Origin of the sequence: Henriciella sp. (genome assembly GCF_029936995.1) — a bacterium.
GTDB lineage: Bacteria > Pseudomonadota > Alphaproteobacteria > Caulobacterales > Hyphomonadaceae > Henriciella.
In genome coordinates this window covers 308,084-331,684 of record NZ_JAPYRE010000003.1, presented here as the reverse complement: position 1 = coordinate 331,684, position 23,601 = coordinate 308,084, and the positions used below count along the sequence as shown (strand labels likewise).

The window sequence follows — 23,601 nt, the reverse complement described above, 5'->3', positions numbered from 1 at the left end:
TCCAGACATTAGAGCAGCATGCTTTCCGGGCGTTCGACGTAACGCTTGAAGGCGGCCAGCCAGCGCGCACCTTCGGCCCCACCAATCACGCGGTGATCACATGACAGCGTCACGGTCATTACTGTTGCCGGAACGATCTCGTCATTCTCGTTGACCACCGGGCGCTTCTCGCCGGTGCCAACAGACAGGATCATTCCTTCAGGCTGATTGATAATTGAACCGAAGGACGTGATCCCGAACATGCCAAGATTCGAGATGGAGAATGTACCACCGGAATATTCCTGGGGCTTCAGCTTCCGCTCACGTGCACGAGTCGCGAGATCCTTCATCTCTGCGGCAATCGTCGCAAGCCCCTTGGTCTGGGCATTGAAGATCACCGGCGTGATCAGTCCGCCATCAATTGCCACAGCGACCGAGACATGTGCCGACTTGTGGTAGGCAATACCTTTGTCAGTGAAGCTCGCATTGCAGTCCGGCTCGGCCATGAGCGCCAAGGCTGACGCCTTGATCAGCATGTCATTGACGGAGACTTTCACACCTTCCGGTGCGGCTTCGTTGATGTCCTTACGCACTGCAAGAAGCCGGTCGAGCTTCATGTCCACGTTGAGCGGGAAATGCGGGACCTGCATGAAACTCTGCGTCAGGCGCTTGGCGACCGTCTTGCGCACACCATCAAGTGGCTTCAGCTCGTAGCTTTCAGGATCATAGACCCGGTCATCGAGGACCTGAGGCATGATAAGCCCATCTGGCGAGGCAGGCTGGCCTGGCGCTTTCGCCTGGTCAGCATCCGGTTTGGCAGCCGCCTTACCCGGCTCTGCCGCCTCGATATCCTTCTTCACGATCCGACCATGCGGGCCAGAGCCTTCCAGAGCAGATAGGTCAATCCCGCGCAACTTCGCAAGCCGGCGGGCCAACGGGCTCGCCTTTATACGGTCTTTGCCCTCGCCGACATCGGCCAGCTTCATCTCGCTTGAGCCAAGCTCCTTGGAGACATCTTTACGCTGGGCTTCCTTGGGCTCGTTCTCCTGCTTCTCCTCTGAAGATGATTTCGCTTCGGTCTTCTTTTCCTTGGGCGCTTCAGCTTGTTTCTCAGCCGGCTTTTCAGCAGGGGCTTCGTCGCCGCCCTTGGTCTCTTCTTTATCGGGAGCTGGCTCACCTTGCTCAGGCGCATCAACCTCGTCTGGATTCTCACCTTCTTCGGCGAGCACGGCGATAACGGAATTGACCTTCACGCCTTCGGTACCCTCATCAATAACGATCTTGGCAAGCGTACCCTCATCGACCGCCTCGACTTCCATTGTCGCCTTGTCGGTCTCGATCTCGGCAATCACGTCGCCAGACGAAATCGTGTCACCAGGTTTCACCAGCCATTTGGCCAGCGTGCCCTCTTCCATGGTGGGCGAGAGGGCCGGCATAGTAATATTGACAGCCATCAGTCCTCCACCTTCATGGTCTTGCCTGAGAGTTGTGGCGCATGCTTCAGCCGCTCCGTCATGCCGCCCATGATCTGGGACATGATTTCCTGTGCTTCCAGGCCGTCAGGGTCCTGTTCGCGAAGCACTTTCGTCACCTGCTTGGCAATATCCGCCAGGATGAAGCCCCACATCGCCGGTTCTTTTTTCGGATCCCCCGCACTGCCCACCATCAGGCTGACATGATCGGTATTATTGGCGATCCAGAAGCGGACAAATTCCTGCGCCCTGGCGTCATCAGGAATACTCGCCGGTTTGGAAAGTGATTTTTGTTGATCAGACATAGCAAACCTTCTTTGCCGCCTCGATGATGTCAGCCGTGCCCGGCAGGGACAGCGCCTCGAGATTGGCCGCATAAGGCAGCGGCACATCTTTCTGGTGAACCCGCGTCGGCGGGGCATCAAGGTAATCGAACGCCTCGTTCATGACGGTGGCGCAGATTTCTGCCCCTACGCCCATAAAGCGCCAGCCTTCCTCGCACGTCACGATCCGGTTGGTCTTCTTCACGCTCTCGACCACAGTGTCGGTGTCGAGGGGGCGCAGTGAGCGCAGATCGACCACCTCGGCCTCAATGCCATCTTCAGCCAGCTTCTCTGCCGCCTGCAAGGCATAGCCAACCATGCGCGAATGCGCGACCAGCGTGACATCCTTACCGGGACGGCGCACACGCGCCTTGCCGATCGGCAGGACATAATCCTCGACATCCGGCACCGGAAAACTCTCGCCATAGAGTAGTTCGTGCTCAAGGAAGATAACAGGGTTCGGGTCACGGATTGCCGCCTTGAGCAAACCTTTCGCATCCGCGGCATCATAAGGTGCAACCACTTTCAGCCCGGGCACATGCGCATACCAGGATGAATAGTCCTGACTGTGCTGGGCCCCGACGCGCGATGCAGCACCATTGGGTCCGCGAAAGACGATGGGACAACCCATCTGGCCGCCTGACATGTAGAGCGTCTTGGCGGCGGAGTTGATAATCTGGTCAATCGCCTGCATGGCGAAATTGAACGTCATGAACTCGACGACCGGGCGCAGTCCACCAAAAGCGGCACCCACACCAAGCCCAGCAAACCCATGCTCGGTAATCGGTGTATCGACCACACGCTTAGGTCCGAACTCCTGGAGCAGCTCACGGGTCACCTTATAGGCCCCCTGATACTCAGCCACCTCTTCGCCCATGACGAAAACGGATTCATCCCGACGCATTTCCTCGGCCATGGCGTCGCGAATGGCATCGCGTAGCGCTGTATCCACGAAGCTAGTGCCTTCCGGAACCTGTGGGTCCTTGAGTGTAGCAGCAGCCGGCTCAGGTGGAGCGGTCTCTTCGTCTGCGTCTTCATCATCAGGTGAGGCGTCTGAAGCATCGGAAGCCTCGGCCTCATCATCGCTGGAATCGGCCTTGTCCTGACTTTCTTCGGCTTCTGACGGCGCACTGTCATCAACATCGCCCACATCTTCACCTTCTTCGGCGAGCCGGGCGATAACAGCGTTGACCTTTACCCCTTCCGTCCCCTCAGGAACGAGTATCTTGGCAAGCGTGCCCTCATCGACAGCTTCGACCTCCATGGTCGCCTTGTCGGTCTCGATCTCGGCAATCACGTCGCCAGACGAAACAGTGTCGCCTTCCTGTTTGAGCCACCGAGACAGCGTGCCCTCTTCCATTGTCGGAGACAGGGCCGGCATAAGAACATCAATGGACATCAGGCGGACTCCACTTCACGCAATACATCGGTCCACAGTTCGGATGGATCAGGTTCAGGACTATCGAGTGAGAAGTCGGCAGCTTCCTTTACGAGTTCCTTGATTTCCTTGTCGATCTTCTTCAGCTCGTCCTCATCGGCAATCTCGGCCTCCATGATCTTGGCCTTGAGGGTGTCGATCGGATCGTGATGCGTGCGAATATCATCAACCTCTTCACGCTTACGATACTTGGCCGGATCGGACATGGAGTGACCGCGGTAGCGGTAGGTCTTCATCTCCAGAATGTACGGTCCCTTGCCCGACCGGGCATATTTGATTGCCTTCTCCGCAGCCTTTTTCACGGCATAGACATCCATACCATCGACTTCTTCACCCTCGATCTCGAATGAAATGCCGCGCTTGAAAAGCTCGGTCTCGGCGGACGCACGTGCAACGCTTGTGCCCATAGCGTACTGGTTATTCTCAATGATATAGACAACCGGCAGGTCCCACAGCGAGGCCATATTGAAGGACTCATAGACCTGCCCCTGATTGGCTGCACCATCGCCGAAATATGTCACGCACACATTGTCGTTCTCTCGGTACTTGTTCGAGAAGGCCATACCTGTGCCAATAGGCACCTGGGCACCAACAATGCCGTGCCCGCCATAAAAGTTCTTCTCTTTCGAGAACATGTGCATGGAACCGCCCTTGCCCTTGGAATATCCATCGGCGCGGCCGGTCAGTTCAGCCATGACCCCCTTCGGATCCATATCACATGCGAGCATATGACCATGATCCCGGTAGCCGGTCACGATCTGGTCGCCTTCCTTGAGGCAGGCCTGCACACCGGTCACGACCGCTTCCTGCCCGATATACAAGTGGCAGAAGCCAGCGATCTTGCCCATACCATAAAGTTGGCCAGCCCGTTCCTCGAACCGGCGGATGAGCAGCATGTCACGATAGTGCTTCAGCGCGTCTTCGCGCTTCATGCTGGAACTGGATTTTGAGCCAGTATTCTTGCTCGGCGCTTTCGCCATGGAGCCTCCCTGTCTGAAGTCCCGGTTATGGACCTTTATGGGCAGGTTCGTCCAGTTTTAGCACCTATGTTAAAATGCAGCGCCGGGATCACCTACCAAGAGGACAATTTCATCCTCGTAGACGAAACCCAGATCCTCCCGTGCAAGTTCCTCGACCAGATCAGGATCTACTGTGCCCGGCGTCAGGCGGCCAATATCTGTACGCAACTGATCATTGGCGGCCTTGATCTCAGCAAGCTCGGCACGTTTGGCCTGAAGCGTGTCCTGCATGTCGCTCCAATGGCCTAGCCCCTGATCGCCCGCAAGCGCATGATAGGCGAAATAGACTGTCAGGGCGCACATCAGCGCTGCTGCATATTTCGAAGCCATGGCCGACCCCTTTGCCGAAAACGAATCAGCAAAAGAATCGACCGTGGTTAATATTGCATTACCGCTTATGCATTGATGAGGGAGCGGCCCGCATACAAGGCTGCGGTACCAAGCTCCTCCTCAATACGAATCAGCTGGTTATACTTGGCAAGGCGATCCGAACGGGAAAGCGATCCTGTCTTGATCTGTCCGCAATTCAGCGCGACGGCCAGGTCAGCAATCGTGGCGTCCTCGGTTTCACCTGAGCGATGGGACATGACTGCTGTATAGGCATGACGCTGGGCTAGCTCCACGGCATCAAGCGTCTCGGACAGAGTGCCAATCTGGTTGACCTTCACGAGAATGGAGTTGGCCGCGCCGCGCTCCAGCCCTGTGGCCAGGCGTTCCGGATTGGTGACGAATAGGTCGTCACCAACAAGCTGGCACTTGTCGCCAATGGCATCTGTCAGCGTTTTCCAGCCTTCCCAGTCATCTTCCGCCATACCGTCTTCGATGGAGACGATGGGATAACGATTGACCAGGTCTTCCAAATATTTCGACATGCCCTCGGCATCGAGCGACTTGTTTTCCCCAGCAAGTTCATACTTGCCATTCTTGTAGAATTCCGTGGACGCGGAATCGAGCGCCAGGACGACATCCTCTTCAGGCTTGTACCCAGCCTTCTCAATTGCCTTCATAATGAAGCCGATTGCCTCGTCAGTAGAAGAAAGGCCCGGCGCGAAACCGCCCTCATCACCAACCGACGTGCTCTGCCCGGCTTCGCTCAGCAGCTTCTTGAGTGCGTGGAAGACTTCTGCACCAACCTGCACACCTTCGACGATGCTCTCTGCCGAAACCGGCATGATCATGAATTCCTGGATATCGATCGGATTATCGGCATGTGCGCCGCCATTGATGATATTCATCATCGGCGTGGGCAAAATCCGCGCATTCGTGCCGCCGACATATCGATAGAGCGGAAGACCGCTACTTTCCGCGGCAGCCTTGGCGATTGCCATCGAGACGCCAAGAATGGCATTGGCACCAAGGCGCTTCTTGTTGTCTGTCCCGTCGAGCTCGATCATCAGCCCGTCGATAAGGCGCTGCTCGGTCGCGTCGATGCCGGAAAGCTCGTCATTGATCTCGCCATTGACCGCGTCGACAGCTTTCGCAACGCCCTTGCCTCCATAGGCATCGTCTCCATCGCGCAACTCGTGCGCTTCGTAAGCTCCCGTTGAAGCGCCGGAGGGCACCGCTGCGCGTCCAGTCGCCCCATTCTCGAGGGTCACGTCGACTTCAACGGTCGGATTGCCCCGGCTATCGAGTATCTGGCGGGCGTAAATATCGACGATCTCGCTCATGACGTATTCCTGTATTGGCAGCTGGATATGAAAGCGCCCCCGGAGATATCCGAGGGCGCAGAAATCGGTAAATGGTGTTCCCCGCAGGCGCAAGGCCTGCCGGTAGCCTAGAAGTCTTCCTTCGGCTCCAGAATCTGGCGTCCGCGGTACGTACCCGTCTTGAGGTCGATATGATGCGGGCGGCGCAGCTCACCGGACTCTGAATCTTCAATGTAGGTCGCGCCTTTGAGGCGATCGTGCGCGCGGCGCATATTACGCTTCGACGGCGTCGTTTTTCTCTTCGGGACAGCCATGGTCTTGTTCCAGTATCTGGCGGACACGAAGTCCGCGCGTGAATTCAAACCGCGCGTATACTTATGCACGTCACTTATTGCAACCCGTCAGACGAGGCGTGACTGCACTTTCGCGGCCTTGATGAAGCTTGCAAACAGAGGATGCGGCTCGAATGGTCGTGACTTCAGCTCCGGATGGAACTGAACGCCGATGAACCAGGGATGATCCTTCAGCTCGATTATCTCTGGCAGCAGGCCATCTGGCGACATTCCAGCGAAACTCACGCCGGCCGCCTCCATCTCTTCGATGTAACCGCTATTCACTTCATAGCGATGGCGATGACGCTCCGAAATTTCTGTCGTGCCATAAATCTCGGCAACCTTGCTGCCTTCTTCAAGTATCGCCGGATAAGCACCCAGACGCATCGTGCCGCCCTTGTCGGTGTTCTCATCGCGGGTGATTCGTTCATTGCCCTTTGTCCATTCCTCGATCAGCCCGACAACAGGCTCATCGGTCGGACCGAACTCGGTTGTCGACGCCGCCTTGAAACCTGCAAGCGTTCTCGCAGCCTCAACGACGGAAAGCTGCATGCCATAGCAGATACCAAAACAGGGCAACGCCCGTTCACGCGCAAACCTCGCGACACGCATCTTGCCGTGCGCACCGCGCTCTCCGAAGCCGCCAGGCAGAAGCACGCCGTGCACACCGTCAAGGATATCAAGCGGATGATGCTCGTCGTCGAACTGCTCTGAATCGATCATGCGGACCTTCACCCGCACCTTGTTGGCCAGCCCACCATGAACCAGGGCTTCGGACACTGACTTATAGGCGTCCGGCACGTCCGTGTACTTGCCCACCAGACCGATACAGACCTCGCCATCCGGATTATGGATCGTGTCTGCAATCTCGTTCCAGCGGGTCAGGTCCGGCAGTGGCGCATCATCTATCCGGAAATGCCACAGCACTTCGGTATCAAGCCCTTCGGCATGATAAGCTGCCGGCACATCATAGATATGCCCGACATCGCGTGCCTCGATGACGCTTGACGGACGCACATTACAGAAGCTTGCGATCTTGCCTTTCTCCGTCTCGGGGATCGGCCGATCACACCGGCACAGGAGAATTTGCGGCTGGATGCCGATAGAGCGCAGCTCCTTGACGGAGTGCTGCGTTGGCTTGGTCTTCATCTCACCCGCGGCTGGAATGTAGGGCAGCAGCGTCAGATGAATGAAGCAGGCACGCTCCGGGCCAAGCTCCTGGCCCAACTGACGGATCGCCTCAAAGAAGGGTAGCCCTTCAATATCGCCGACTGTGCCGCCGATCTCGCAAAGGACAAAATCCACATTCTCTCCCGGATCGGAAAGAACGAAGTCCTTGATGGCGTCCGTCACATGCGGAATGACCTGTATGGTCGCGCCCAGGAAGTCGCCACGGCGCTCCTTTTCGATAATGGACTGATAGATACGCCCCGTCGTAATATTATCTGACTGACGCGCCGAGACCCCCGTAAACCGCTCATAGTGCCCAAGGTCGAGGTCGGTTTCGGCGCCGTCATCTGTCACATAGACCTCGCCATGCTGGCGCGGCGACATCGTTCCGGGATCAACATTCAGATAAGGATCGAGCTTGCGCAGCCGCACCTTGTAGCCACGCGCCTGCAGGAGCGCGCCCATGGCCGCTGACGCAATGCCTTTTCCTAGCGAGGAAACCACGCCGCCGGTAATAAAAATATAGCGGGTCATGGAAAGTCAGTTTGCCCGATTCTCTGAGGGCGCACCAATCGCGATGCACCCGAATAAACACTTATTGCTGGGGTTCATCCACAGCTTGTTCACCCTCATCGTCCTGCGGAACGACATCAGCGGCCAGCGGGTCTGAAGACTCTGTCCCAGTCCCGGCAGGGGCTTGCGTTTCAGCTTCAGGCGTCTGGGGCTGTGACGGAGCTGACATCTCGGCCGAGCCCGTATCCTCGTCATTAAAAAGTGGCGAAGTCGGATCATTCACGACGTCGAGTGGATCGGCACCGCCACCCGATTCCTCATCAAGCTGACGCTCGATCTCCGTAAGACCGTCGGATCCACGGCTGGTGATCGTTGTCAGAACCAGGCTTGTGACAAAGAACATCGCCCCGAAGATGATCGTCGTGCGTACTAGCGCACCGGCTGCACCACGCCCGGACATGAGGCCACCGCCTCCACCGCCGCCGCCACCGACGCCAAGCGCACCGCCTTCTGAACGCTGCATGAGAACGACGCCGACGAGCACAACGCTCACAAGGATATGGATGACGAGTATGACGGTCATGAAAATCTCTTTGGGGTCAGTCCGGGGCCGGATAGGACGTTAGGACGGCCGCGCCAAGCCCTGTTGCTCACAAATTGCTGATACCAGCGTCGTAAATGGCCAGAAAGTCTGCAGCTTTCAAGCTGGCACCACCTATAAGGCCGCCATTGACGTCCGTAAGTGACAGGAGCGCGCCCGCATTCTCCGGCTTCATTGACCCTCCATAAAGAATGCGCATCCCCGCCCCTTTTGCACCGAAACGCTCTTCAAGCTGTTTGCGAATAGCTGTGTGGACTTCATCAACCTGCTCGGTTGTCGCAACCTTTCCTGTGCCGATTGCCCACACTGGCTCATAGGCAACAACCGCGCCCGCATCCCCGTCATTGTCTGGCAGCGATGCGGCTAGTTGCTGAGCGATAATGTTGAGCGCTTGACCGGCCTCACGCTCTTCAAGGGTTTCACCAATACAGATGATCGGCGTTAGCCCGGCTCTGAACGCAGCTTCAGCTTTCGCTCGAACATCATCGCTGGTTTCACCATGATCAGCCCGGCGTTCGGAATGGCCGACAATGACATACTGCCCGCCGGCATCAGCGATCATTTCGGCAGCAATGTCACCTGTATGCGCACCATTGAGTTCGGCATGGCAATCCTGTCCGCCTGACTTCAGTGGTGTCCCTGTTGCAGCATCCGAGAGCGCGTAAAGCAGGGTTGCTGGTGGACAGATAAGACAATCGGCCTCGTCGCCGCGGCTTTTCAGGCCATTTACAATCTCTTCCACGACAGACAGCATCACTGTCGTACCGTTCATTTTCCAGTTTCCAGCAATCAGTGACCTGATCATGCCGTTTTCCCCATCTTGCAAGTCCAAGCGCGCTCGCCTAGCAAGCAGTTCGCTCGGTTACAAGGCAAACTGCGAGGCAAAGCTCAAATGCTGACACTCATCCGCAATATGCTCCGCACCAAACTTGCGGGCCTGCTCTTCGTGCTCCTCATCGTCGCGATGGGCGCTTGGGGGGCGACGGATGTTTTCTCAGGCAACCTGGGAAACAACATGGCTGCCGCAGGTAATGTAAAATTTTCTGAAGCCCAGCTTGATCAGGAAGTCGAACGCGAACTCCGCGCCATTACTGATCAGGGCGGACGGGCCATAAGCAAGGCCCAGGCTGTTGAGCAGGGCCTTGTCGACCAAGTCTATCAGCGTGAGCTCTTCAGGACAGCTCTTGTTGCTTACGCAGGCCAGCTTGGGGCACGCGCGACAGACGAAGCCGTGAAAGACGTCATCCGGGAAAATGATGCGTTCCTGGATGAGGGCGGCGGTTTCAATACCGACCTTTACCGCGCACGGCTGCGTAATATCGGTTTTAGCCCGGCTATGTTCCAGAGCTTCATCGAGCGTGACCTGACAATTTCGAGACTTACGCGTTCCGCCCAATCCGCACTGCAACCCGCCCCTTCGATCACGAAGCTTCAGACACTGTACTCCGCAGAGCAGCGCACCGCTTCCTGGTTCATGCTACAGGAATCAAGCCTGCCGGATATCGAGCCCGTCACAGACGAGGATATCGATGCTTTCTATCAGGAGCAGAAAGAACAGCTGACCAATCCGCCGCGGCGCGCCATCAGCATCATAGATCTTAAAGTGGACGACTTCCTCAGCCAGTCCGAGTTTTCCGAGGAAGAGCTTCGTGCCTATTATGATGCGGTAAAAATGCAGCAGTACACCGGCCCTGATACCCGTACATGGACAGAATTTGCCTTCAGGTCCGAAGCGCAAGCCCAGGCTGCGCTTGGCCCCATTGCTGGCGGCAATGATGGCGAAGGGCTCGACGGGCTGGTAAGTGCCTCTGAACGTTCCGGAAAACGCGAGAGCATGTCAAATAGCGAACTGGCTGAAGACGTGTTTGCACCGGATGCTGCCCGAGGCTCGATCTTTGGCCCGGTCCAGACTGGTGATTTCCACACAATAATCCGCCTGGATTCAATTACGCCTGGTGAAACTGAGCCGTTTGAAAATGTGCGCGATGAAATCGTGGATACGCTATCGCGTGAACAGGCTGTAGGCCTGTACTACGACTCGATCAGTCAACTCGACAGCCTGATCGGTACGGGCGCAAGTCTCGAGGAAATTGGCCGGCAGATGGAAACGCCTGTCCTGAGCTTCGCACCCGTGAACCGTAATGGCGTTATGCAGAATGGACGAGCATCCTCTGCCCTGCGGAAAAACCCGGATGTCCTCAGCCGTGCCTTCGAGCTTGCTGAAGGACAGCGGACACCGCGTATAGGACAGGATGAAGATGCGTATATCATCCGCGTGGACCGCACGATCGAAGCCTTCACACCTCCGCTTGAGGAGTTGCGTGAAGACCTGCGTGTACGCTTGACGCAGCAGAGACAATCCGAGGCACTCATGAATGCGGCACAGTCCATTAAACAGGATATAGAATCCGGTGAACTGACGCTGAGTGCAGCAGCGGAGCAGTATGGCGCCACGGTCGAATCGGCCGGACAGCCCTTCCCCCGTCAGGCTCGACAGAATTCTCCTCTGCCGCAGGCCTTTGTCTCTGGCGTCTTCTCTCTGAAGAATGAAGGTGACATCCAGATCGCCCCGACCCAGAATCAGGACCAGGTTGCGCTGATCCAGCTGACATCCATTGAGCAGCCCTCTGAAGAGGAGCTTGATGCGATGACCTCAGTGAGCACACGCCAGGTTCGGTCACAACTGGCCAGCGATCTTCTCGATGCTTTCGCGAGTGATATCCAGCAGGCCGTGAAGCTCGAGGCCAATCCTTCGGCACTCGAATCCTACAAGGCCCGTGTAAACCCGGATACATGACCCAGGACCAGCTAATCGTCCGGCGACGGATCGGTGACATTGAAACGCCGGTCTCGGCCATGCTGAAACTCGGCGCCGACGCGCCTGGCGCATTCCTGTTCGAGTCGATACAGGGCGGTGAACGCCTCGGACGCTATTCCTTCGTCGGCGTTGAGCCGCTGATCTGGTTCCGTATCACGGATGGCAAGGCCGAAACGGCTCCCACTCATACCTTTGAGGATGCGAGCCCGGTTGACGGCGGCCCGGTCACGGCGCTGCGCAATTTCGTTCAACGAGCGCAAGCGGTCACGGAAGAGACAGGCCTGCCTCCAATGGCATCTGGTGCCTTCGGATACATTGGTTATGACATGATCCGCTATGTCGAACCGGTGGAGATAAAGGCCAGAGACGACCTCCACGTCCCAGACGCCCTCCTGCTTATCCCCGGTGTCGTGATCATCTTTGACCACCTCTACCAGGAGCTCGTGCTGGTCAGCCGTGCAATGCAGGGTAACATAGCTGCCGCCGAAGCGCGTTTAGACAGTGTCGAAGACGCTCTTCGAAAGCTCACACCTGAAACACCGCGCGACCAGAAACCAGATACCCTGCCCTTCGAGTCGAATACGAGCCAGGAACGCTACTTCGAAATGGTCGAGGCCGCTGTCGAGTATGCGCGTGCTGGTGACACTTTCCAGATCGTGCCGAGCCAGCGCTTTTCTTCGCCATTCAAGCGCCAGTCCATCAGTCTCTACAGGGCGCTCCGCCGTCTTAACCCGTCCGCTTTCATGTTCCACATGAATATGGGCGATGTACGTCTTGTCGGCTCGAGCCCGGAAATTCTTGTGCGCCTTCGCGAGGGACGTGTCGCCATCCGGCCCATAGCCGGCACGCGCCCCCGTTCGGGCGATGCGACCGAAGACGCGCGCCGCGCCGCAGACCTGCTTGCCGATGAGAAAGAATGCGCAGAGCACCTCATGCTGCTCGACTTGGGCCGCAATGATGTCGGTCGTGTCGCGGCTTATGGCAGCGTCGAGGTCAGCGAGCAATTCGTCGTCGAGCGCTACAGTCATGTCATGCATATCGTCAGCCACGTCGAAGGCAATCTCCGTGACGGGCTGGATGCCGTCGACGCCCTGCTCGCAGGCCTCCCGGCTGGCACCGTCTCAGGCGCTCCGAAAATCCGCGCCATGCAGATCATCGACGAACTGGAAACGTCCCGGCGTGGAATCTATGGCGGCGCGGTCGGCTATTTCGGCTGGAACGGCGACATGGATACCTGCATCGCGCTGCGCACCGCCGTCCTCAAGGATGGACATATCCATGTCCAGGCGGGCGGCGGTGTCGTCCTCGATAGCCAGCCGCAATATGAGTATGACGAGACCGTCCACAAGGCTGGTGCCCTGAAGCGCGCTGCAGAAATGGCGGCCATCTACGAGTTCGACCAATGATCCTCGTCGTCGATAATTATGACAGCTTCACCTGGAACCTCGTCCACTATCTGGAGCAGGCTGGCGCGCGCACGAAAGTCATACGCAATGACGAACATACCACCGCGGAGGCGCTAGCACTGAGGCCGGCAGGCATTGTCCTTTCGCCCGGCCCCTGCACGCCGCGCGAAGCAGGCATCTGTGTGGATCTCGTCAGAACCGCCCCCGAAGACCTGCCGATCCTTGGCGTATGCCTCGGACACCAGTCCATCGGGGATGCCATGGGCGAGCCTGTCATCCATGCCCGCGCCATACTGCACGGCAAGGTTTCGCGGATCACAAATAACCAGGCCGGCCTCTTCACCGGCCTGCCAGAGCATTATGACGTGGTCCGGTATCACTCCCTCGCCATTCCGGCAGACCGCCTGCCCGATACGCTCCTCGCTGACGCGTGGACAGAAGACGGAGAGATCATGGCGGTCCACCACAAGACCCGGCCACTTTATGGCGTGCAATTTCACCCTGAATCCATCAGGACGGAATATGGCCACGAGCTGATAGAAAACTTCCTGAAGCTGACATGACCCTACCGACCGCCCTCCAATACTCCCTCAAGGCCCTCGCGCGCGGAGAAGAACTGCCGCAGAGCGAGCTTGTCTCGGCTTTCGACATGCTGCTGTCAGGAGAAGCCACGCCCGAACATGTCGGTGCCTTCCTTATGGGACTGGCCGTGCGCGGGGAAACCTCCAATGAACTCTACGCAGGCGCAAGGGTCATGCGCGAACATGCCCGGACCGTCACGGTTGACGGTCCGTTGCTCGATACGTGCGGTACAGGCGGACTGCCATGGACATCTCTCAATACATCAACCGCCAGCGCCATCGTGATTGCAGCGGCAGGCGGACGGGTGGCCAAGCACGGGAACCGCTCCGTTCCGCCAAAGACCGGCTCTGCGGACGTGCTGGAAGCACTCGGCGTCGAGATCGACATTACCACCGACACTTTCCTGCGTTCCATTGAGGAAGCCCGTGTCGGTTTCCTGTTTGCACGCAGCCATCACTCCGCGATGCGGCATGTCGCGCCTGTGAGGGCGAGCCTCGGCATCCGCACGATTTTCAACCTGCTGGGTCCGCTCTCCAACCCGGCAAATGCGAGCCATCAGATTCTCGGCGTGTATGACCAGCGCTGGCTGGAGCCAATGGCCGAAGCGCTGCTGAAGCTCGGCATTGAAAAAGCCTGGCTGGTACACGGGCTGGATGGAATCGATGAACTCTCCATCTCTGGGCCGTCCCGCATTATTGAGGTTTCCGACGGTGCGCTCACGGAGATGACATTGTCTCCCGGCGATGCAGGTCTCGACACGAGTCCGCTATCCGCACTTGAAGGCGGTAATGTCGATCAGAATTCAGCCGCAATACGTGAACTGCTCGAAGGGCGTCCGGGACCGTTCCGGGATGTCGTTCTGCTTAATGCCGCAGCTGGTCTGCACATACTCGGCCTGGCCGACACGCTTGTCGACGGCGCCGGGCTGGCTGGCGAGGCCATTGATAGCGGAAAGGCCCTGCAAACCCTCTCGACCCTTGCCGAAATAAGCCACGGAAAACGCTGAACCATGCCGACAGCACTCGACCGCATCATCGACTACAAACGCGATGAAGTTGCCGCGCTGAAGTTACGGCACAGCATGGCATCATTGCGAGCCGACGCAGAAGCAGCAGCCCCGCCCAGAGGGTTTGCGCAACGTCTTGGCGATGTTGCCAACTCCGGCAGGAATGCCCTGATCTGTGAGCTGAAACGCAAATCGCCTTCTGCCGGAGATATCCTGCCCGGTGCAGATCCGGTCGAGATCGCAAGGGAATACGAAGCAGGCGGCGCGGCATGTCTCTCCATACTCACTGACTACAAGAGTTTTGGCGGATCGCTTGGGGACATGGCGGCCATCCGGACGGCGGTAAACCTGCCTGTGCTCCGCAAGGACTTCATGATCGACGAAATACAGGTCGCTGAAGCCCGCGCGAGTGGCGCCGATGCTATCCTCGTCATCCTTTCCGCCCTTGATGACGGACTTGCGCGTGCCCTGTGCGAAATGGCGGACGACTTTGGGATGGACGCTATTATCGAGGTTCATGATGCTGATGAACTTGAGCGTGCAAACGCCCTGCCCTCCCCCCTTGTCGGCATAAATAACCGGGACCTGAAGCGCATGGTCACAGACCTTGCGACGACAGAGCGGCTCGCCTCGGCACTTGCTCCAGAAAAAACCCTTATATCCGAAAGCGGTATCTCTGAAGTCGAGCATATTGCACGTCTCAGGCGCACCGGAGCTCGCCGTTTCCTTATTGGCGAAAGCCTGATGAAGAGCCAGAACCGGACAGCTCAGTGTGAAAGTTTATGCAACGCGTCTGAGGATTGACCCGAAACGGGAACGCATGTAGAACAGGTGTGAACGAATTTGGTTAATTCTGGAGGGCACCAGCGTGCTGACGACGAAACAGAGAGAACTTCTTCTCTTCATCCATGAGAGAATCAAGAAAGATGGGGTTTCTCCCTCCTTTGATGAAATGAAAGAGGCTTTGAACCTGGCCTCCAAATCCGGCATCCATCGTCTGATAACGGCGCTGGAAGAACGTGGCTTCCTGAAGCGTCTGGCCAATCGTGCCCGGGCTCTTGAAGTTCTCAAATTGCCGGATTCAGTGACGCCCTCTGCCCCTCCGCGTGGCCGTCAGGTCTTTCGTCCCAGCCTTGTCGGCAGTGAAGCGACCCCACCTCCCATGGCCGGGCACACTATTCCGGTTCTCGGGCGCATTGCAGCCGGTGTGCCAATCGAGGCGATCCAGAATGAGGTTGATCGCATCCACCCTCCCGGCCACTTGCCGGAAGATGAGGATCATTTTGCCCTTGAGGTCAAAGGCGATTCCATGATCGATGCCGGCATTCTCGATGGGGATCTGGTTATCCTCAAGCGTACAGATGACGCGAACACAGGCGACATTGTCGTTGCGCTCATTGATGAAGAAGAGGCCACGTTGAAGCGGCTGCGCAAGAAAGGCGCTTCCATTGCGCTTGAAGCTGCCAACCCGGCCTTCGAAACACGGATTTTCGGTCCTGACCGTGTCCGTGTACAAGGCCGTCTTGTGGCCCTCGTACGCCGGTACGACTGATCAGTCCCAATCACGCTGAAGACAGGGCGTCCAGGGACGGCGCCCACAGGTCGGTGTGTAGCGATCGAGATCACCCGTCATCTTGCGAATGAGCGTGATACCTCCAGCGATCTGTACATCTCTCCAGGCGATCTGCACCCCGTCTGGATAACAGCCCTTCTGAACGGGCTTGTCTGTGAGAATAGCCAGGACTGTGTCGTCGCAACGTTCTGACAGCCAGGTATCCGGCCCGATCAGGATGGCCCCTGAGACTGTCTCAAACCGGCAACCTTGCTCCCGACAATTTCCGTCCGTTCCGATATCTGCAAATTGCAAGGGGCCGAGGCCATCGCCATCCGCAAAGCTCAGTCGCTTAACATTTTCTCCTTTATTGAGATAGACATCGCCCGAGGCCGACCAGTGCACCAGCATGTCAGGTGACGCCGTCCACAGCAGCACGGATGCAGCCATCCCTCCGGTCGCCGCGCCCAGTCTCTGACGCACTCCCAGCCCCAGACAGACGGCAACAAGACCGACACATAGAACGACAAGAACGCCAGTGGGCATCTGCTCGCCCATTCGCAACCCGGATTGTCCGGCATCGGCGGCCCAGTGCGCGACATCCAGGACCCGCGCCAGAGACCAGCCGAAGATTCGCAGGAACATGTCAGACAGGCCGAACGGCCAGCTGACAAGCGCGAGCCCGGCAATGGGCGCGCTGATAAAGGTTATGATCGGCATTGCCAGAAGATTGGCAATCAGGCCCAGCGGGGCCACGCGGTCGAAATGATAAAGCGCGAAAGGCGCTGTAGCGGCCGCACCAACAATGGATGTCACAACCAGCGACTTCATCACGAACCCTATCCCCCGCCGTCCCGCTTCGCCTTCCTCCGCTTTTTTGCGATTCCAGGCCTCATACGTCACGATCAGGGCGCCGGTCGCTGCAAATGACATCTGGAAACCCGGTGTCATCACACTCGCTGGCTGGAGGAGGATGACCGCAATCATTGCAATTGCAAATGAGCGGAGGCTCAACGGCGATCGGTCCAGGAGAATTGCCGTGAACACGACTGCTGCCATTATGAAAGCTCGTTGCGTCGAAATACTCGCTCCTGAAAGAAGCATGTAAGTCCCCGTAGCAAGAAGCGCCGCGGCCGCCGCTGGCTTCTGTGTTGGAACCCGTAGTGCCAGCCATTCCCAGGCCGACAGTCCACGCTTGAAGGCAAAGAAGACCAGCGTACCCACGATACCGAGATGAAGACCCGATATTGCAAGCAGGTGCGCCAGCCCGGAATGACGCAGGGCTTCCATGTCAGCCTGGCGCATATAGCTGCGATCGCCGGATGTTAGCGCTGCTGCGAAACCGCCAGCCCTTTTTCCAGCAATGTCGTTCACATGCCGCGCCAGGTCACGACGAACCTCGCCAAGACCGGTTTTCAATCTCGAAATGTACCGTTGCTGCACCCCTGCCGCACCACCACGACACCGCCCCTGGACGTATCCAACCGCATCCAGTCCCTCGAAATATGCCTGACGGTTGAAGGGATAATCACCGGGAAGCGCCGGCTGCGGCGGCGGCCTCAGAACGGCCCAGCACCGCACGAAACGGCCTGGACTTACCTGTAGCTCGCTCATATGTGTCAGGCGAATATGGCGCGGCAGGTTCTGTGTCCTTTCCCCCGCAACAGCGTGGACATCTATCCGCAGCCGTAAGCCGTTCTGGCCCGGCTCAACATCGTTCACCCACCCCTCCACCATGGTTGGCCCAATCGTGCGCGTGACCATCGGTGCAGGACGTAAATCCGTATGAATTTTCGAGACAATCAGCGCACAGCCCATGGCGCTGATGAAGGCCAAAGCCATCCGCGCCGTGTGCGGCAGATCCAGACGAAACAGTGCCAGTCCTGCTAAAGCCGCTACAACACCCCCAGTAACCAGAACTTGTGCAAGTGTGGGTTCGAACTGCAGAGAGAAGTAAATGCATGCTCCCGCACACATACCGAGCGCGAAATAAAGCGGCCCAGGCAGGTTTACGCCGCGATCACCATTGCGGTGCCCTGACGCGTACGCCACATCAGTAAAGCTCTTGCCTGAAGCCGCATGAGCGTGTTGATGGCGGCCAGACACACCAGAGCCCGTAACAATGGATGAGCTGTCAGACTTATGACGACGATAACGCGTTTTGCTCCCTCCCCCACAGGAATGCTGCACATTGGCGGCGCACGAACAGCCCTTTTCAACTACCTGTATGCCCAGCGCAACCAGGGGAAGTTTCTCCTACGGATCGAGGACACCGACAAGGCCCGTTCAACGCAGGAAGCCGTAGACGCAATTCTCGACGGCATGTCCTGGCTCGGACTGGAAGCAGACGATGCCCCCGTCTATCAGGGCGAACGGGCTGCGCGTCATGCCGAATGTGCTGAGGCTCTGGTCGCTTCAGGGGCCGCTTTCAGATGCTACGTGACGCCTGAAGAATTGCAGGCGCGGCGGGAAGAAGGCGAAGCGATACGCGCTGCGGCCAAAGCTGACGGCATATCCGAAGATGAGCGTCAGGCTCTGCGCGCGAAAGCCGAGCCTCTGCTCGCACCGTTCCGCTCTCCATACCGCGACGGCGGCAACCCTCCGCCCGGAAATCCGGCTTACAGCATTCGCCTGAAGGCGCCTGAAGGCACAAGTATCACCGTTCATGATGAGGTGCAGGGCGAGATCAGCATCGCCTCTTCGGAAATTGATGACCTCATCCTTCTACGACGCGACGGCACGCCGACCTATATGCTCGCCGTTGTTGTAGATGATCATGACATGGGGGTGACCCATGTCATTCGGGGGGACGATCACCTCCGCAACACGTTCCGTCAGATTCCGATTTACAAGGCCATGGGCTGGGGGCTTCCTGCCTTCGCGCATGTGCCAATGATCCACGGCGATGATGGTGCCAAGCTGTCCAAGCGCCATGGAGCGCTGAGCACGACGGCCTATCGCGAGATGGGCTATCTGCCTGAAGCCATGAATGCCTATCTCCTCCGTCTCGGCTGGAGCCACGGCGACCAAGAAATCTTCACGCTGGAGGAGGCTGCAAACGTCTTCTCGCTGGAAGCCATCAACAAGGCACCAGCTCGTCTTGATATTGCAAAACTGAATGATGTGAATGCCCATTTCATCCGGCAATGCAATGAAGACCGCCTTATGGAGCTCCTTATCCCTTGGCTGACCGAAGCTGCAGAAGACGAACTCGACAACGACACCATCAGGCGCATTCGTATAGCCCTACCCACAATGAAGGATCGTGGCTCCACGCTGCCTGAACTTGCCGAATCATTTCGCTTTTTCTGGACGTCGAATGCAGACAATCTGAACAAGAAGGCGCGCAAGGCGCTTTCGGGCGACAGTCTTGATCGTCTCGCCCTCTTGCGACAAACCATTGCCAACACTGCGGAATGGCGCGATACCGCATTGCAGCATGAACTGGAGTCATTCTGTTCAGTGCATGATCTGTCTTTCGGACAGGTTGGACCACCCATCCGCGCCGCGCTTACAGGCGGATTGCCTGCGCCGGATCTTGCCCCCGTCATGGAGTGGCTCGGTCGCGACGAGACACTGGCGCGCATTGATTTTCACCTCGCACGGGCGGAAAACCCGAGCGACTAGAAGGAAACGTTTGAGAGGGCTGAAATGATCAACAAGACGAAACCCGCCGGTGAGGCAAAACTGGAGATTGATGGCAAGACCGTTGAACTCCCAATACTTAGCGGCACGCATGGACCAAACGTCGTTGATGTGAAGCGCCTCTATGGCGAAGCTGGCGTTTTCACCCTTGATCCTGGCTTCACCTCCACAGGTAGCTGTGAATCGCAGATCACCTTTATCAATGGCGAAGAAGGCGTTCTCCTTCACCGCGGTTATCCGATTGATCAACTCGCCAACCAGTCCGGATATCTCGAGACATGCTACCTTCTCCTGAATGGTGAGCTACCGACACAGGATGAATTCAAGAGCTTCGCCAAGGAAATTACCCAGCACACCATGCTGCACACGCAGATGGACAGGTTCTTCGATGGTTTCCGGCGTGACAGCCATCCAATGGCGATGCTGACCGGTACGGTCGGGGCAATGTCCGCTTTCTATCCAAGTTCGATGGATAGTGCCGATCCGGAAGAGCGCAGGCTCGCTTCTATCCGCCTGATCGCCAAGATGCCGACACTTGCTGCTCGCGTTTACAAGTACTCTATCGGCCAGCCCTTCGTGAACCCGCGCAATGAGCTCTCCTATGCAGAGAACTTCCTGCGGATGTGCTTCTCGGTTCCGGCCGAGGATTACAAGATCAGCCCGACTCTCGCCAAGGCAATGGACCGGTTTTTCATACTGCATGCCGATCACGAACAGAACGCCTCGACCTCAACAGTACGTCTTGCCGGTTCATCCGGGGCACACCCGTATGCGGCCGTCGCAGCGGGTGTCGCCTGCCTCTGGGGACCGAGCCATGGCGGCGCAAACGAAGCATGCCTTAATATGCTTCACCAAATCGGTACTGTTGAGAACATTCCGGAATATATCGCTCGTGCGAAAGACAAGGACGACCCGTTCCGCCTCATGGGCTTCGGTCACCGCGTTTACAAGAACTACGACCCGCGCGCGAAGGTCATGCAGCAGACAGCACACGAAGTGCTTGATGAGCTTGGCGTCCGTGACAATCCGATCCTGAAAGTCGCGATGGAGCTTGAAAAGATCGCGCTGGAAGACGAGTACTTCGTCGAGAAGAAACTCTATCCAAATGTCGATTTCTACTCCGGCATCATCCTGGATGCGATGGGCTTCCCGCAGGAAATGTTCACCGTGCTCTTTGCGCTCGCGCGCACAGTTGGCTGGGTCTCGCAACTCAATGAGATGATCGAGGATCCGACCCAGCGTATTGGCCGTCCACGCCAGATTTACACAGGCGCGGCCAAGCGGGACTTTGTCCCTGTGGACCAGCGTGGCTAAGCCATCTCCAACAGGACACCCGCGGCAATGACTGCGGAATCCAGTTTGCTCTCTCCCATACGGGAGAGAGCTTTTTTCTGTGCCTCGATCTGAGACTGCCGGGCCTCAGGGTCCGTCAGCATCGCTTGCGCAGTGGCAGCTATCGGACCGGCCTTGAGTTTGGTCTGCACGAACTCCGGAACAACTTCCGTATCGTCTGCTGCGATGTTCAAAAGCGTAATATGGGTCGGCTTGAAAAGCAGGAAACGGGCAATCGCCCACGTCACCCAACCTGTGTGATAGCCAACAAGGAACGGCGTTGACTGCAGAGCGAGTTCGCTCGTGACGGTCCCGGAACATGCCAGGGCATAGTCGGCACATGCCATGATATCGTAGCGGTCTGCTTCTACAGGGCTGACCTGCGCCCAGTGCTCAAGATTGGGGAACGCATCAGCCATGTAAGACCGCATGGTCGGTGACGGATGGAAAACAACCCGGATATCAGGCAGGGCGTCTTTCACCCGCCGGGAGGCTTCCTCGAGCACAGGAGCAACCTGGTCGATCTCGCTACGACGGCTGCCAGGCAGGACCAGCAGAACCTTGTCATCGCCAGATAGCCCAAGAGCCGCGCGTCCGGCATCCCGATCGCCAACATGCCCACGTGATAGCGCTGGATTTCCCATCACAGTGACGGGCAGGTTGAGAGGTTCATAAAATGGCGTTTCGAAGGCATGAATACAGACAAGGTGGTCGACTGCCCTGGCCAGTGATTTCGCCCGGCCCGGTCGCATGGCCCACACTTGGGGACCAACAATCTTGACCAGGCGGATATGGGGCGCGCGCTTGCGTAACCTCTCGGCCACCCGGATCATGAATCCCCATGAATCAACAAGCCCAACCACATCAGGGTTCTTTGAAATTATGTCATTAACCGCTTGGTCAGCGAGTTCGAGAACCCGCTTGTATATCTTGACCCCTTCCAGGATTCCCAAAACGGATAGTTCCGACACATCAAAAGGTGACTGCACACCAGCAGCGGCCATTTCTTCGCCGCCAATACCGTGAATTCGTGTCTCAGGGGATTTGCTGCGAATTGCTTCGATAACTTCCGAGGCCAGCAGGTCACCCGAAGGCTCAGCTGCCACGAGATAGACATGCGTCATGCCGTTCAGCTCCAGTCTGCGGGAAACCCGTACACGAAAACCCCGTGAGTTTCGCAGAGTTCGTCTATGGCATCCCGCCCCAGTAGCAGTGCGCCATCCTCTTCCAGGCCGATCCCGGCAAGCCCAGCCTCGGATACACGCCTGATCGTCCCCGGGCCTATTACTGGCAAATCAATGCGGCGCTCCTGAATGGGTTTGGGCCGCTTTACCAGCACGCCCTTGCGCATCTGCCTGTTACCTCTCAGCGAAGCCTCGAGTTCGCAGACGCGGTCCAGCATGGCATCCGTGCCTTCCTGTGCTTCGACTGCCAGGACCAGGCCATCAACAACGACACAGCCCTGCCCGATGTCCAGGCGGCCAATCTCAGCGGCGATGCTTGCGGCCTTCTTCATATCCTGGATTATGGCGTCCCCGGGAGCGTTTCCGAAAAGGAGTCCGCCGCCAGCCAGAAGATCTTTGGCAGCATCCTCTGCGGCGACGACACGGAAGCCTTCCTTTTCCAGATGTGTGACGACCACGCGGAGTAGCGCGTCATCTCCCTGTCTGGCTGCTTTGAGAACACGCGGTAGAAGGCGAGCTCCTCTCAGGTCAAGCTTGATGTCTGTGAAGTTCGGTCGTTTGACGATACCGGCAAAAACGACTTCGTCGCACTTTTCCTGCTTGAGCCTGCGAACAAGCCGCCCAACCTGCCCCATGCCAATCGTTTCACCGGGAAACTCGACCAGGGCCTTCTCTTCAAAACCCGAAAGCCGGAATATGTGAAAGGGTCGTCCGCTCTCCTTCGCAGCCTGCGCGATACTGACGGGCAAGTCACCCAGCCCTGCAATGATAGCCAGCTTCGACATGACGGACCTTACTCCGGCAGGCAGAGTGCGCGGCTCTTGCTGCTGCGTATGAATTCTATGATCTCTATGAGTTCAGCGCAGTCAGAATAGTGCTTTTCGGCGTCCGCCACCCGCTCGCTGAAGGTGCCCTCTTTCGCAAAGAGCATACGGTATGCTGCGCGAAGGTCCTGGATCGACTTGCGAGTAAACCCACGCCGCTTCATACCGACGATATTCAATCCGGCAAGGTGTGCATGATTGCCGATTACCGAGCCATACGGAATAACATCGGCAACTACGATGGCGCCGCCACCAACGAAGGCGTGCCGACCAATACGGCAGAACTGGTGGACAGCGGCAAGACCGCCCATCCATACCTGCTCGCCAATCACGATATGCCCTCCGAGAGCGACATTATTGGCGAACACACACTTGTCGCCAACATGGCAATCATGGGCAATGTGTGCGCCAACCATAATCAGACAGTTCTTGCCAACGGATGTTAGCCCCCCATGCGCTGGAGAGCCTGTATGTATTGTTACATGTTCGCGAATGACTGTCTCGTCGCCAATCGTGAGACGTGAAGTGCCATCGTCATTGAAATTCAGGATCTGAGGTGGGGTGCCAATAACGGCACCCGAATAGATTTCAACCTGTCGGCCGAGTTCTGTCTGTCCCGTGACGGTTGCATGCTGGTGGATACGGCATCCGCGCCCGAGGCTTACATCTCGACCAATGAAGGCAAAGGCACCAATGCTGACATCTTCGCCAAGCTCGGCACCATCTTCCACGATTGCCGTAGGATGAATGTCGATG

At 57.5% G+C, this 23,601-nt stretch carries 22 protein-coding genes; 8 read left to right on the top strand and 14 right to left on the bottom strand.

Annotated elements, in window-relative coordinates; translation table 11 throughout:
* Positions 1–8: 8 nt before the first annotated feature.
* From Q1K31_RS08790 to tpiA, 10 genes are all read right to left on the bottom strand, one after another.
* Positions 9–1,433, bottom strand: a complete 1,425-nt coding sequence (locus Q1K31_RS08790) for a pyruvate dehydrogenase complex dihydrolipoamide acetyltransferase (RefSeq protein WP_300378855.1) — start codon at positions 1,431–1,433, stop codon at positions 9–11.
* Entirely contained in the window at positions 1,433–1,756 is a 324-nt protein-coding gene (locus Q1K31_RS08785) for a DUF5076 domain-containing protein (RefSeq protein ID WP_300378853.1), read from the bottom strand. Before Q1K31_RS08785 ends, Q1K31_RS08790 begins: the two co-directional genes overlap by 1 nt.
* The gene (locus tag Q1K31_RS08780) at positions 1,749–3,173 is read right to left on the bottom strand and encodes a pyruvate dehydrogenase complex E1 component subunit beta (RefSeq protein ID WP_300378851.1); all 1,425 of its coding nucleotides are present in this window, start codon (positions 3,171–3,173) and stop codon (positions 1,749–1,751) included. Before Q1K31_RS08780 ends, Q1K31_RS08785 begins: the two co-directional genes overlap by 8 nt.
* Positions 3,173–4,192, bottom strand: a complete 1,020-nt coding sequence (gene pdhA, locus Q1K31_RS08775) for a pyruvate dehydrogenase (acetyl-transferring) E1 component subunit alpha (protein WP_300378849.1) — start codon at positions 4,190–4,192, stop codon at positions 3,173–3,175. Before pdhA ends, Q1K31_RS08780 begins: the two co-directional genes overlap by 1 nt.
* A gap of 69 nt (positions 4,193–4,261) precedes the next feature.
* Positions 4,262–4,561 (bottom strand): septum formation initiator family protein, encoded by a 300-nt coding sequence (locus tag Q1K31_RS08770; protein ID WP_300378847.1) that lies wholly within the window; start codon positions 4,559–4,561, stop codon positions 4,262–4,264.
* A 65-nt stretch (positions 4,562–4,626) separates the two neighbouring features.
* On the bottom strand, positions 4,627–5,901 hold the full coding sequence (gene eno, locus Q1K31_RS08765) for a phosphopyruvate hydratase (RefSeq protein ID WP_300378845.1): 1,275 nt from the start codon (positions 5,899–5,901) through the stop codon (positions 4,627–4,629).
* Between the two features lie 107 nt (positions 5,902–6,008).
* Positions 6,009–6,194, bottom strand: coding sequence for a 50S ribosomal protein L32 (gene rpmF, locus Q1K31_RS08760; protein WP_300378843.1), 186 nt, complete (start codon positions 6,192–6,194; stop codon positions 6,009–6,011).
* A gap of 87 nt (positions 6,195–6,281) precedes the next feature.
* Positions 6,282–7,916: a CTP synthase gene (locus Q1K31_RS08755; protein WP_300378841.1), complete on the bottom strand. Its 1,635-nt coding sequence runs from the start codon at positions 7,914–7,916 to the stop codon at positions 6,282–6,284.
* A gap of 61 nt (positions 7,917–7,977) precedes the next feature.
* The gene (gene secG / locus Q1K31_RS08750; protein WP_300378839.1) at positions 7,978–8,478 is read right to left on the bottom strand and encodes a preprotein translocase subunit SecG; all 501 of its coding nucleotides are present in this window, start codon (positions 8,476–8,478) and stop codon (positions 7,978–7,980) included.
* Positions 8,479–8,545: 67 nt separating this feature from the next.
* Complete coding sequence (gene tpiA / locus Q1K31_RS08745; RefSeq protein WP_300378837.1) at positions 8,546–9,301, bottom strand: triose-phosphate isomerase; 756 nt, start codon at positions 9,299–9,301, stop codon at positions 8,546–8,548.
* A gap of 87 nt (positions 9,302–9,388) precedes the next feature.
* On the opposite strand from tpiA, the gene Q1K31_RS08740 reads away from it, so the two are divergent.
* The 6 genes from Q1K31_RS08740 (at position 9,389) to lexA (ending at position 15,860) form a co-directional block, all read left to right on the top strand.
* Positions 9,389–11,293, top strand: a complete 1,905-nt coding sequence (locus Q1K31_RS08740; protein ID WP_300378835.1) for a SurA N-terminal domain-containing protein — start codon at positions 9,389–9,391, stop codon at positions 11,291–11,293.
* Positions 11,290–12,720, top strand: a complete 1,431-nt coding sequence (gene trpE / locus Q1K31_RS08735) for an anthranilate synthase component I (protein WP_300378833.1) — start codon at positions 11,290–11,292, stop codon at positions 12,718–12,720. Before Q1K31_RS08740 ends, trpE begins: the two co-directional genes overlap by 4 nt.
* Positions 12,717–13,283: an aminodeoxychorismate/anthranilate synthase component II gene (locus tag Q1K31_RS08730; protein WP_300378831.1), complete on the top strand. Its 567-nt coding sequence runs from the start codon at positions 12,717–12,719 to the stop codon at positions 13,281–13,283. The genes trpE and Q1K31_RS08730 overlap by 4 nt, the downstream gene beginning before the upstream one ends.
* Positions 13,280–14,308: an anthranilate phosphoribosyltransferase gene (trpD, locus tag Q1K31_RS08725; RefSeq protein WP_300378829.1), complete on the top strand. Its 1,029-nt coding sequence runs from the start codon at positions 13,280–13,282 to the stop codon at positions 14,306–14,308. The genes Q1K31_RS08730 and trpD overlap by 4 nt, the downstream gene beginning before the upstream one ends.
* Before the next feature lie 3 nt (positions 14,309–14,311).
* Complete coding sequence (gene trpC, locus Q1K31_RS08720; RefSeq protein ID WP_300378827.1) at positions 14,312–15,112, top strand: indole-3-glycerol phosphate synthase TrpC; 801 nt, start codon at positions 14,312–14,314, stop codon at positions 15,110–15,112.
* A gap of 64 nt (positions 15,113–15,176) precedes the next feature.
* Positions 15,177–15,860 carry a transcriptional repressor LexA gene (lexA, locus tag Q1K31_RS08715; protein ID WP_300378825.1) on the top strand — a complete coding sequence of 228 codons (684 nt, stop codon included), beginning with the start codon at positions 15,177–15,179 and terminating at the stop codon, positions 15,858–15,860.
* On the opposite strand, the gene Q1K31_RS08710 is transcribed toward lexA, so the two are convergent.
* On the bottom strand, positions 15,861–17,837 hold the full coding sequence (locus tag Q1K31_RS08710) for a ComEC/Rec2 family competence protein (protein WP_300379036.1): 1,977 nt from the start codon (positions 17,835–17,837) through the stop codon (positions 15,861–15,863).
* A gap of 165 nt (positions 17,838–18,002) precedes the next feature.
* Between Q1K31_RS08710 and gltX the strand changes: the two genes are divergently transcribed.
* Positions 18,003–19,487 (top strand): glutamate--tRNA ligase, encoded by a 1,485-nt coding sequence (gene gltX / locus Q1K31_RS08705; protein ID WP_300378823.1) that lies wholly within the window; start codon positions 18,003–18,005, stop codon positions 19,485–19,487.
* Positions 19,488–19,511: 24 nt separating this feature from the next.
* Complete coding sequence (gene gltA, locus Q1K31_RS08700) at positions 19,512–20,819, top strand: citrate synthase (RefSeq protein ID WP_300378821.1); 1,308 nt, start codon at positions 19,512–19,514, stop codon at positions 20,817–20,819.
* Here gltA and lpxB read toward each other — a convergent pair.
* Genes lpxB through lpxA form a run of 3 tightly spaced genes read right to left on the bottom strand, consistent with a single transcriptional unit; the run spans position 20,816 to position 23,600 of the window.
* Entirely contained in the window at positions 20,816–21,961 is a 1,146-nt protein-coding gene (gene lpxB / locus Q1K31_RS08695; RefSeq protein WP_300378819.1) for a lipid-A-disaccharide synthase, read from the bottom strand. The genes gltA and lpxB overlap by 4 nt on opposite strands.
* Before the next feature lie 5 nt (positions 21,962–21,966).
* Entirely contained in the window at positions 21,967–22,806 is an 840-nt protein-coding gene (locus tag Q1K31_RS08690; RefSeq protein WP_300378817.1) for an LpxI family protein, read from the bottom strand.
* An 8-nt stretch (positions 22,807–22,814) separates the two neighbouring features.
* Complete coding sequence (lpxA, locus tag Q1K31_RS08685; RefSeq protein WP_367187560.1) at positions 22,815–23,600, bottom strand: acyl-ACP--UDP-N-acetylglucosamine O-acyltransferase; 786 nt, start codon at positions 23,598–23,600, stop codon at positions 22,815–22,817.
* Between the last annotated feature and the right edge of the window lies 1 nt (position 23,601).